This window comes from Trichocoleus sp. Lan (genome assembly GCF_039961855.1).
Classification (GTDB): domain Bacteria; phylum Cyanobacteriota; class Cyanobacteriia; order Cyanobacteriales; family FACHB-T130; genus FACHB-T130.
This window is the reverse complement of record NZ_JAMPKA010000032.1, coordinates 58,282-69,490: the sequence shown is the minus strand read 5'-3', so window position 1 is coordinate 69,490 and position 11,209 is coordinate 58,282. Positions and strand designations below refer to the sequence as shown.

General features: G+C 47.0%; 11 protein-coding genes. 6 read left to right on the top strand and 5 right to left on the bottom strand.

Annotated elements, in window-relative coordinates:
- Positions 1 to 338: 338 nt before the first annotated feature.
- Positions 339 to 1,862 (bottom strand): carotenoid isomerase, encoded by a 1,524-nt coding sequence (gene crtH / locus NDA03_RS23245; protein ID WP_348239281.1) that lies wholly within the window; start codon positions 1,860 to 1,862, stop codon positions 339 to 341.
- Between the two features lie 490 nt (positions 1,863 to 2,352).
- On the opposite strand from crtH, the gene upp reads away from it, so the two are divergent.
- The 3 genes from upp to NDA03_RS23230 all read left to right on the top strand — a co-directional run bounded on the left by upp (position 2,353) and on the right by NDA03_RS23230 (position 3,975).
- Complete coding sequence (gene upp, locus NDA03_RS23240) at positions 2,353 to 3,003, top strand: uracil phosphoribosyltransferase (protein ID WP_190410465.1); 651 nt, start codon at positions 2,353 to 2,355, stop codon at positions 3,001 to 3,003.
- 216 nt (positions 3,004 to 3,219) lie between these two features.
- Entirely contained in the window at positions 3,220 to 3,615 is a 396-nt protein-coding gene (locus tag NDA03_RS23235; RefSeq protein WP_190410466.1) for a hypothetical protein, read from the top strand.
- A gap of 78 nt (positions 3,616 to 3,693) precedes the next feature.
- Complete coding sequence (locus NDA03_RS23230) at positions 3,694 to 3,975, top strand: YggT family protein (RefSeq protein WP_190410467.1); 282 nt, start codon at positions 3,694 to 3,696, stop codon at positions 3,973 to 3,975.
- Between the two features lie 95 nt (positions 3,976 to 4,070).
- On the opposite strand, the gene NDA03_RS23225 is transcribed toward NDA03_RS23230, so the two are convergent.
- Positions 4,071 to 4,505, bottom strand: coding sequence for a hypothetical protein (locus NDA03_RS23225; protein ID WP_190410892.1), 435 nt, complete (start codon positions 4,503 to 4,505; stop codon positions 4,071 to 4,073).
- Between the two features lie 206 nt (positions 4,506 to 4,711).
- Here NDA03_RS23225 and NDA03_RS23220 point away from each other — a divergent pair, with 206 nt between their 5' ends.
- Entirely contained in the window at positions 4,712 to 5,350 is a 639-nt protein-coding gene (locus NDA03_RS23220) for a hypothetical protein (RefSeq protein WP_190410468.1), read from the top strand.
- On the opposite strand, the gene NDA03_RS23215 is transcribed toward NDA03_RS23220, so the two are convergent.
- Complete coding sequence (locus NDA03_RS23215; RefSeq protein ID WP_190410469.1) at positions 5,347 to 7,071, bottom strand: glycosyltransferase family 39 protein; 1,725 nt, start codon at positions 7,069 to 7,071, stop codon at positions 5,347 to 5,349. The two genes, NDA03_RS23220 and NDA03_RS23215, sit on opposite strands and share 4 nt — an antisense overlap.
- 83 nt (positions 7,072 to 7,154) lie before the next feature.
- On the opposite strand from NDA03_RS23215, the gene NDA03_RS23210 reads away from it, so the two are divergent.
- Both NDA03_RS23210 and NDA03_RS23205 read left to right on the top strand, forming a co-directional pair.
- Positions 7,155 to 8,186 (top strand): glycosyltransferase family 2 protein, encoded by a 1,032-nt coding sequence (locus tag NDA03_RS23210; RefSeq protein ID WP_190674739.1) that lies wholly within the window; start codon positions 7,155 to 7,157, stop codon positions 8,184 to 8,186.
- 174 nt (positions 8,187 to 8,360) lie between these two features.
- The gene (locus tag NDA03_RS23205; RefSeq protein WP_190525252.1) at positions 8,361 to 9,071 is read left to right on the top strand and encodes a VTT domain-containing protein; all 711 of its coding nucleotides are present in this window, start codon (positions 8,361 to 8,363) and stop codon (positions 9,069 to 9,071) included.
- Between the two features lie 14 nt (positions 9,072 to 9,085).
- Here the strand turns inward: NDA03_RS23205 and NDA03_RS23200 are convergent, their stop codons facing one another.
- Both NDA03_RS23200 and NDA03_RS23195 read right to left on the bottom strand, forming a co-directional pair.
- Complete coding sequence (locus NDA03_RS23200) at positions 9,086 to 9,334, bottom strand: hypothetical protein (protein ID WP_190525251.1); 249 nt, start codon at positions 9,332 to 9,334, stop codon at positions 9,086 to 9,088.
- Between the two features lie 55 nt (positions 9,335 to 9,389).
- Complete coding sequence (locus tag NDA03_RS23195) at positions 9,390 to 10,958, bottom strand: abortive infection protein (RefSeq protein ID WP_348239278.1); 1,569 nt, start codon at positions 10,956 to 10,958, stop codon at positions 9,390 to 9,392.
- Between the last annotated feature and the right edge of the window lie 251 nt (positions 10,959 to 11,209).

The following is an 11,209-nucleotide window of genomic DNA, read 5'->3' as shown; positions in this document are numbered from 1 at the left end:
CTTAGTGGGACTTAGGCATTTTCTAGCCCCTTTAGGGGCTGAAAACCTCTCTGAGCAAGAAAAAAAGGTCGATAATCAAAAAATGCCTGAAACCCTTGTGAATACTGGATTTATGCTCTTTTGAGCTGAAAATTTTTCTCTGTCTAAGTTTGAAGCCATTTTTTTATCAGTTTTTGTCTAAGTCCCGTTAGGAGAGTTGGGTATTCTGCAAATGCAACAATTGAACGAAGTGATGATTCGGGCATTTCAAATAATGTAACTTGTGCAATCAGCAGCCAGAAATCCGCTGTTTTCTTTCCTTTGCGCCCTAGGGAGTCGTCTGGGGTTCGATAAAACCCTTACAACCCCAAATCTACCGCCACGCGATGGGCACAAGCAAAACCAGAAAATGCCACCGCATTTAAACCCTGCCCTGGAAACGTACTGTCTCCCACACAATAAAGTCCCGAAATCGCAGTTCGATTGAATGGCATTCCCAATAGTCCTAATAACTTGTTTCTAGGAATTGGGCCATACGTACCATCTGCACGACCTAAAAAGCGCCGATGCGTGCGGGGCGTCCCGACTTCCAGATAATCTAACCCTGCATCTAAACCGGGGAAACTCTTCTCTAGCCGCTCAATGATTCGTCCTGCTGCCTCTTCCTTTTTCTGTTCATATTCGCTAGAAGAAAGTCCCTGCCAATTTTCAATCCAATCAGGGGTAAAGGCGTGCAGAATATGATGACCTTCTGGTGCTAAATCCGGATCGAGTAACGTAGGAATTGACAAAAAGATCGTGCCTTGCGCCGCTTCCATCTTCTGCCAATCTTCTAGCAAAATGTGGTGACAGTCCGTACCCAGCGGCAGCACATCTGCCTTAACGCCTAAGTGCAAACTTAAGAAACCCGGCGATTTTTGATAACGATTTTGCCACTTCTTCTCAGCCGCTGGTATTTCTTCCGCTGGCAGTAACTTCTCGAAAGTATCCCAGCGCGTTGCATTGGAAATAATCCGCTTGGCTCCATAGACTTTTCCATTTGCCAACTCGACGCCTACCGCTCGACCCTCTTGGGTAATAATTTTCGTCACCTTGGCTTTGTACTGAATCTGTCCCCCAGCTTTTTCCAGTCCCTCCACCAGTTTTTGGGCGATTTGTCCTACACCCCCTTTAGGATAGTTAATGCCGCCATAGTGCCGGTCTGAGAACACCATCCCTGCATTAATCATCGGTGTCCGGTCAGCGGGGACAACTGACCAGCAGTAGCACTCCATGTCGATAAACTTCAGTAGCTGCGGGTCTTTGATGTATCGCCTTGCAATATCACCAGCATTTTGAGGCAAATACTTTACCAAGCCGAGACAGGCTAAGGGATGCTGAAAAAATGCCCGTGTCAGATACCGGGGTTCTTCCAACGACAGCAATTCCATCGCATTCAGGCAGTTGAAAACTTTCCAGCATTCGTCGTAGAAGCGTCGAATCCCTTCCCGTTCGTGGGGGAAGTAGGCAGTGAGTTCTTGCAAAAACTTCTCATAATTGCGATGAACTTTTGGATCCAAACCGGCGGGAAGATGGTAGTGAATCTGGACGGAATCGGGGATGGTTTCCAGACTGACATTCACAGCATCTAGAGCGCGGGTGAGCAGATTGGTGGTGCCCTGAGTCCCAAACCCAAAAATCATCGACGCCCCTACGTCAAACCGATATCCCTGCCGCTCAAAATATCCGGCACTGCCACCTGGAATTAAGTAGCTTTCCAGTACGAGAACTTGAGCGCCTTTCGCTGCCAGTTGGGTGGCTGTCACCAGCCCTCCAATTCCAGAGCCAATCACGATGGCATCAAACGTTTGTGCAGTTGGAGATTTAACGGTAGTTGAAGGCATGAGGCAGCAGTAAGGGAAAATTTTACTCATTTCAATCCCTATTAGGGATTAACACAAAAATGCCCCGCTGCCAACAACTCAACCAATAACTCAAGCCCTTTGGTGTCTAATTTATCTCACCAGACTCATATGAGCGACTGCATGAGCTAAAGGCTGCTTTTATTGGGCTTGTGTCTTGCCTCTTAAAAAAAATGGGGACTAGCTTGCTACTGCTAACCAGCCCCACCTGCCGATCCTTAATGAGAGGAGAACACTGAAAATAAATATAGCCTTGTTGAAAATAGATGTCAATACTGTTGCAAGTTATTTTCAATAGAAAAAACCAAGTTAGTTGGAATTGTGGGCTTTTCGTTACCCCACAAATGCTTTTGGCGTGGGGTTTGGTGACAAAGAAACCGAACCCAGATTGATTCTGGGTTTTCAGACATCCCAGGAGGTTCTATGATAGGTCAGGTCTTTGAGCTGGCATCTGACTGCCAAAATCGCAACTATGACTCTCCAACTGCGTGTCTATGTTCCTCCCCATCCACTGATTAAACATTGGTTGGCTGTTGCTCGTGATGCTGCGACGCCATCGGTGCTGTTTAAAAGCGCGATGACGGAACTGGGGCGCTGGCTGACTTATGAGGCAACTAGAGAATGGTTGCCGACGATAGAAACAACCGTACAGACGCCCCTGGCTGAATGTCCGGCTACATTTATCAATCCAGAGGTGCCACTGGTTGTGGTGCCGATTTTACGGGCAGGATTGGGGTTATTAGATGGGGCGCAGACGTTGCTGCCTTTGGCGTCGATTTACCATATCGGTTTGGTGCGGGATGAGAAAACCCTGGAAGTTAGCTGTTATCTGAATAAATTGCCGGAACGGCTTGACCCTCAAACGCGGGTTTTAATTTGCGATCCGATGCTGGCGACGGGTGGAACCATGATGAGGGCGATCGCAGAACTGACTCAGCGAGGCGTTGACCCAGCTTTAATGCGGATTATTTCGGTTGTGGCAGCGCCACCCGCTCTGCAACAGCTTTCTGTCGCGTATCCGGGTTTGATTGTCTATACGGCAATGATTGATGAGGGTTTGAACAGCCACGGGTATATTGTACCGGGGCTGGGAGATGCAGGCGATCGCACGTTTGGCACCTGACGCGGTATCCAAAGCGGTATCCAAAGCGGTATCCAAAGCGGTATCCAAAGCGGTATCCAAAAGATGAGCAATCAAAGATGAAATCTGTGTTCAGATTTCTTACTTAGGACGACTGACAACTGAACAGATGACTCCTTAGACTGGTAGGCATCGAGGTCAGCAAAAAGTTAACCTGAAAACAGTTGCAACAAGAAAAAAAACAACGGTAATTTTAAGATGAGTCAGCGCGATAGTTTTGGCAGTGGATTTCTGGCTGGAACGATAGTTGGCGGTCTAGTCGGTGGAATTGTCGGAGCGCTGGTTGCTTCTGGACGCGCGTCCGAAACTGACACAACTGACGCCTCTCTGCTCAATCCTGGCTCGTCAGAAGCGAAGTTGAGCAAGGGGAAAAAGCGTCAGCTAAAGGATTCAGAGAGTATTGAATTTGCACGGCGAGGCTTAGAGGATAAAATTGCTCAGTTAAATGCAGCAATTGATGAAGTCCGGACACAGCTAGGCAATGTAAATGGCAAAAGTACAGAACTAGAGCGGGAGCGATTTTCTTCCTCAGATACAGCACGAATTTCTGAAAGGGGTCGTTCCCTAGGAACATCGCTTAATCAAGATTCCTAAGTTTCAATCCGGTAAATCCGTTAAACTGTCTTCAAGTTTCAAGCGTTCACCAATTTTAACAAGGAACCTTCAACACCGATGAATTCTTCAGCCGAATTACTGATCAATACGATCTCCACTTTTCTGAACATGTATATGTTCATATTGATTGTACGGATTCTTTTAACTTGGTTTCCGACAGTCAATTGGATGAACCAGATAGCTTCCACCCTGAGTCCAATTACAGACCCTTACCTCAACCTTTTTCGCTCGATTATTCCTCCGTTGGGTGGTCTGGATATCTCCCCGATTTTAGCGATTTTTGTGCTGCAAATTCTGGCTGGATTGTTCTCCAGTATTCAATTCACTCCGGGTTTTTAGGGTCAAAGGATTTTAGATTTGGATTTTGGAGTGAATCTATAATCTAAAATCCTTGCAATCAGATGTTAACGGCGGACTTATTAACGGCGGACTTGTTAACGGCGGACTGTACCGTTAAATCCAGCGGCTTTGAATTGCTTGAGCTGCAAGGGTGTCGGTTGATTTGCAGCAACCGAGATCCTGAGTTCAAAATCGCTGACTCCAGGCGGCACTTCTTCGATCGAACCGAGGCGCGTTCGGTTTTGCATTACCGAGTCGCCATTCGCGTCGTAAATGCGACCAAAAATATCGGCGTTGTAGACATATTTATCAGAGTCATTTTGAGCTTTGCCGGTAACTATGTAGCAACTCGCGGCTCTGGAAGCGCCAGTACTCATAACCGCCCCATCTGCTAACTCGGATGGGCAGTCATGGTAGGAAAGTTCAGACAGTTTAATCTGTGTCAATGCCAAAGCCGGAGGAGTAAACAGCAAGTTCACAACTCCGATAAGGCAAGAGATGAAAAAAATAGACACAGCTCGAAATCGCATAAACCGTACCATGACTTCAGGTTTTTTGGGAACTTCACCCCTCAGCTTAGCGCGAATCTAGTCAAACAGGAGCTTCGGGATATCTTGACAATTCTGCGATAATAGGGGATCGCCCTTAATGAGCGCTCTAAGTCTGGGCATTCCCACTCAGAATCACCGAGATAGCTCTGCTGTGTGGCGATCCATTCCAAAGTAAGGAATTGATTGTGACCCGATCTGAGATTGAAGCGGCACTGCAAGCAGCATTTAGTCTATGTGAGGAGGCTGTATATCCTCTCAGCGATATGCAGAAGCAAATTCTGCTGCAAGTTCTTGTCAAGGAACTGCTGGGTGCCCAAGGGGAGAACCCGGCGAGTGGTGATGAAAATGCCGATGGTGCGAATCCATTGGAGGAACTTACAGCAGAACAAGTCAAAGCTTTACTGCAATTTGTCAAGGAACAAGAAAGACAAAATCGCTCTTGGAAGATTACGTTACTCAATGACTGGTTGAATAATCAAGATTCGGGAGCGATGCAATTTTTACGCGATCGCTATGGCTTTGGGTGGCTCTATCGCATTCAGCCGGTTCATCTGGCTGAGTATTATGAGCGGGAAGGCAAGCAAGGGTTAAAGCTGAAAGTAGGCGATCGCATTGAGGTTTCTAATGGTCTGTGGGAGTGGGTGCAAGAAAACGGCCCCTGTAGCCGCGAATGGTTTCCCTGCACGGTGGTTGGGGTTTACGAGACCACAGAGAGCGGGGTCTCTCATACTAACTGCATTATCCGGTTTGAGAATGGCAGCGAGTATGAGATTCAAGGCATTTACGAATGGAATCGTTTTAACTGGCAATGGCCCAAAAATTAGAGATTCCGATTCTTGTAAAGATTAACCGCAAACTCATCCAGAATCGTGGTTCCCGATAGCTGCTGCGTTTGCGCCAACTGGTAACGAGATTGCAAAACTCGCTGGATTTCCTGCTGAATTTGCTGTTTTTCTGCCTCCGTTTTGGGAGCCTTATTCACAGGACGAGCGCTCTCTAACCAGAGAATCCGAGGATATTGCGTTGCTTGTCCGCTTGTCAGAACTTTTTCTAAAGCAGGTGCAAGGTCGGCAGGATGCTGTGCTAATAGCTGAACCGGGGCAGTGGGAGGAAGATAATAAGCCAAACGCAGAATGTGACCCCAAGCGCGGGAGTTCATCACGATTAAAGTTGGCGTTGTAGGTTCCTGTTGAATCAAATCTGCTATCTGATGGAACATCGAGCGGTTTCTCGTGCTGAAGTCCCCGATGCTGATGCCCAGATACAACAGCAGCAAACCTGCTACCGCTACTCCGCGCCAGCGTCCCGCCGCCCGTTCCAGCCATAAAGCAATTAATAGCAAGCATCCAGGCAAAACAAAAATCAGTGCCCTTCCACCGCCAAAGCCAATCGTGTATTTGCCAGCGAGAATATCCACTGCAAATGCAATGCACAGGGGCAAAATTCCCAGTGACAAAGCCATGAATAAGGTACGACGCTTTGCTTGCCGCCAGAGGCTAAAGGTACACCCGGCTAGCAACAAAATTATCAGGCACCCTGCCACAATCGCGAGGGTCGCTTCTGCGGGAGTTTTGACGACATCTCCCACCCAGTCTCCCAGTAACAAGTGACTGCTCAAGGTTTGGGTAACATCTGCGAAATGATTTCCCTTGGAAAACTGATTGCCCACTTCACCCAGACGCCCCTGCTTCCGAGTTCCCCAAACAAACCAAGGCATCCACAGCAATACACTCGCCCCCAAACGCAATCCGTGCTGCCACCACCGCCGCCGGTCAAAGATGAGGACAAAGATGCTTAGGGTCATCACCCAGTAGACAAAAAGATACTGCGTCAGCAGTCCAGCAGCGACTGAAACAATCAGAATCGCACTCCAGAGAATCGATGAGCGGTTGCTGGGATGATGGGATGATGGCGTGGCGTCTGGTTCAATTTCCCACTCGGAGGCTCGGACACTCTCTGTTGCTCCTTTTGTGTCAACCAGATGCAGCATTGCCCAGGTGCTGAGAATCGTCCATAAAATCAGCGGGCCATACATCCGGGCATTTAAAGAGTGGAATAAATAGAAAGGATTTGTACCGAGTAAGGCAGCAAAAATCAGTCCGCCGCGATGTCCCATCACAAAACGTCCTAATCCGTAAGCACCGCCAATTGCACCTATACTCAGCAATGCGCCCAGACCTCGTAAGGCAGCTTCGCTATTGCCAAATAGCTGTAGCCAGAAGTACAGGCTGAAATAAGAAAGGGGCGGATGGACATCGCCCAAGATACCTTTATAGACATCTTTGATCGTTCCTACGACATCACCGGCTCGTGGGATCAATAAAGCGCTGTAGTCCCGCAGGTTGACGGGTTGCGCTCCCGGAGCTTGATAGTCAACGCCGTGACCGCTGGCGAGGATCAGGGATAGAACTTCGTCGTACCAAAATTCTCGGCTGCCTAGATAGATAATTCTTAACAAAACAGCGATCGCGATCGCGCCTAGGAGCAACATCTCCAGCGACAACCAGCGCCGCGATGATTTAGGAACTGTGAAGCTTCGGCTCATAATATTGACGAAATTAGAATTTAGGTTAAAGTGCAGTCAAGTTAGGTGAAACTTGACATATATTAGCTTGTCTTTGTTTTTTTATGTCTTTAGATATTGACCCAGTAGAACTCTCTGTGGTAGTACCGCTTTACAACGAGGAGGACAATATTGACTACTTGTTTGAGCGGCTGCTATCGGTACTAGAAACCGTAAATACAACCTACGAGATTGTTTGCGTCAATGATGGCAGTAAGGACAATACCCTGAAGTGTCTAATTGAGCATCATTATCGTAACCCAGCGATTAAAGTCGTCAACTTGTCCCGCAACTTTGGCAAAGAAGTCGCCCTCAGTGCCGGACTTGACTATGCTGCGGGTGCTGCGGTAATCCCAATTGATGCCGACTTGCAAGATCCGCCAGAGTTAATTAAGGAACTGGTAGACAAATGGCGCGAAGGCTATGATGTCGTTTATGCAACTAGGCGATCGCGTGATGAAGGTTGGCTGAAAAACTCTACAGCCAAGGCTTTCTACCAGATCATTGGCAAGATGAGTCGCGTCCCCATCCCCCGCAATACCGGAGACTTTCGGTTGCTCGATCGGCGTGTGGTAGAAGCTATCAAGCTACTGCCAGAACGAACCCGATTTATGAAAGGACTCTTTGCTTGGGTGGGTTTCAAGCAAACCTCGGTTTTATTCGATCGTCCCCCACGTTATAAGGGAACCACGACTTGGAACTATTGGCGTCTGTGGAACTTTGCCCTAGATGGGATTACTTCCTTTAGTTTTCTCCCTTTAAAAGTATGGAGTTACGTGGGCGTTACGATATCTTTTTTGTCATTTATTTACGCTAGCTTTTTATTCTTCCGCACTTTAATTTATGGGATCGATCTTCCTGGTTATGCTTCCATCATGGTGGCGGTGTTATTTCTGGGAGGTATCCAGTTAATAACACTGGGAATCATTGGCGAGTATCTTGGTCGTGTTTACGAAGAAGTCAAAGGACGTCCGCTTTATTTAGTGCGCGAAGCTTATGGTTTCAAAAGTCAGGAACCAACCGAAAAGCGTCACAAGTCAGAAATCAGCACTCAAGAGTCTTTAGTAATATCCGAAGAACGAGTGAGCAAAGACTAATCAAGAACAACTCCGGACTTACACGCTGAAAGCTTGAAATATAGATCCCCCTAATCTCCATTAAAAAGGGGGAGAACTGGAAAAGTCCCTCAATTTATCGAGGGATTTAGGGAAATCTCTGCGTAAGTCCTATTACTAATGACAAATGATTAATGGCTAAAAATAAAGGAGTTTTTGTTGAACGCTAAAAGTGGCATTTTCCTATTGACTGCCGTCTGCATTGTAGCGACGGGACTCGCAGTATATTTTTTGGGAGGCATCGATCCAGCTCAACTCCAAACATGGCTGAATAAAGCTGGCATCTGGGCACCAATTATTTATATCGTTTTCTATACCTTGGCGACACTGTTAATCTTGCCTTCTACAGCACTAAATCTTACCAGTGGCGCAATTTTTGGTCCTTGGTTGGGGACGCTTTGGACGAGTATTGCCGCCGTGATTGCAGCTGTAGTGGCTTTTGCCTTTACGCGCACGGTGGGGCGTGAATTTGTCGTTCAAAAGTTAGGCGGACGCTTGCAAGCGATTGATGCGGAGATGATTCAGGGTGGCTTATTCTATATGTTTGCCATCCGCCTACAGCCAATTATTCCCTACGGCTTAGTTAATTTTGCCGCTGGTTTGACTTCAATTCGCTTTCGGGATTATCTACTAGGAACCATTCTGGGAACCATCCCTGGAGTGTTGCCATTTGTAATGTTAGGGAGTTACGGCTTACGGGCGCTAAAAACGGGTGATTTCTTGCCCTTAATTGGTGCCTTGCTATTAATTGCGATGTTGGTTGGGGGCGCGACTTGGTATCGTCGTCGCCGTACCGATCCTCGAAAAGCTTTAGAAGAGAGCGAACGGAAGCGCCTTCAAAATCTTTTAGATAAAGCAGACGAGTAGCGATCGCATTCAGATTAACCTTGTCTATTTTCAGGGGAACACCAGGGAGATACGGGTTCAGTTCTTGCCTGCTGGATTAACTTGAGAATTTGCGATTCATCACATCCATAGTTTGCTAACAACTGCTGAGCTTGCTTTTTAGCATCATCTACAGATACGCCGAAAGCGATTATTTCTTCCTCTTGGCGTCCGGTGACGCTATCAATTGCAATAACGCAGCTGTAAAGTGGTGGTCGCTCCTCCTGTATTGGTTGCTGCACCATTGCTACTCGTGCCTCCTGGTAGTTTCTGCTGTTTGATGGGATGGATAAATTTTTCTCAATTCGTGCGGTGCCCTAAAAGTGCCGTAGGGGCACGAGGCACAATATCTGGATTAAATCCCCCCACTTGGTTCGTCCGAATTACCCACAAAGCGGCTCCATTATTTAACAAAATCGTGGCAATTTCATCATGCGCCCGTCGAGGTAACATGGTTCGCCAAGTTGTTGCTGCCTTCAAGACAGTGGTAAGGGTGCCGTCCGCTGTCCTGGTTCCTGCTAAATTCTCAGCGTTTTCTTGCCAATCGGAACGAATAATCCCTAGGGGTGCTAATTGCTTTTCAAGCGATCGCCCTAATTTCACGAGTTGCTGAAATCGTAAGGTTTGGGTGTCGCTGGGATGACGCCGCAACCACTCTTGAATGCGAGGATTCGACGCCACCTGTTTCTCTACCTGCTTAATTGTCACAAAAAGCGCTTGGTTAGCATCTTGTACGCAAGAAGTTGAGGGTGTCACTACTGAACTACCCGTTCCATCTCCAATCCGGTAGCGTGCCATCATGATATCCAACTGGCGCATAAATTCTTTCATGGGTGACAGTTGGATGCCATCAAAATCATAATCTTGCGTCACAGCATCTAGCTTGACGATCGCATCGGATACAGGTCGATTTCCCACCCAACCCCGCTGTAAATCTCCCATGTAAGTAGACCATTTCATTGTCCCAGCAATAATGCCATCAGGGTTATGGGCGTAAACTTGCCGATACTCGATGTCAAAGCGTAACTCATCCGTGAAGCGATCGCGCACGACTGTCGCAATGCCATAAGCAAAATGTCCCGTAACTACGCCCAGCGGTTCGGGTTCGGGTTTTTTACCCCCAATTCCACCGTATGTATGAAGGACAATTGCTCGATCTCCCTCGCGCCATTTCGATACCGCCTCGTTAAATTGTTGACTTTTTGGATCGAGTAAAACTATCTTGGCGGTTCCTTTTTGACCTTCAGTACCTTTCCAAAGTTCTTTTTTCAGATAGGAATTAGCAGATTTCCGATTTACCCGCACTTCATCCGGTTGCAAACGCATCAGGGCGCGGGGTTCAATTGCCTGGGTGACAAATATTCCCTCGGCATCTTTTGTCCCATAAATGTACCAGCCTGCGGAATTGAGGGGAGACTTTTCAATTCCTCGATTTGTTGACCGAGTAATCCCGTTGCGGTCAGATGGCACTTGAGGAATCCGAATGGTTTCTAAAGGGCCATCAAATTGTTTTGTTTTTTTATTAAAGTGACGTACAACAAAACGATCCGAAGAAGACGTTGCGCTAACGCTATCTACTTCCTCTCTTTTAATAATTGTCACTAAAGCATAAATCCGACCCGTGACTTGTACGGGTTCTTGAGGAATCCTCAGCGAGGGGCGTTCTTTTTGGTGATTGGTGACAACTACAGGGTTTTTGAGTTCCACGACGACATCATCTTGAGGTCGCGCCCCAGCCAAGGATTCTAAGGGATCGACATTTTGCCAATTGTTTAATCGGTCAGGATGCAAATTCCCCGTTTTTTTACTATCTTCAGTTGCCTGAATAAATTTGACATCTTGCGTTACAGCCTGGACAAATCTTTGCACTTCTGCGTCCCGGCTCCATTCTAAATTTACAATCTTTCCTACTAGATTCTGATGCGCGGAATCAGCATTATAAACTTCAAAAAGCACCGATTTTCTAAGCTGTCTCTGCTCTTTCGGTAGTAATATTAGGCGTCCTGTCCACACGCTGACGGGTTGATAACCACTCGATGAGATAGGATAATTAACCGGATAAGAATTTGGTTGATTTAATTGATTTTTGAGGTAAATTTCATAATTTGATATATTGTTTT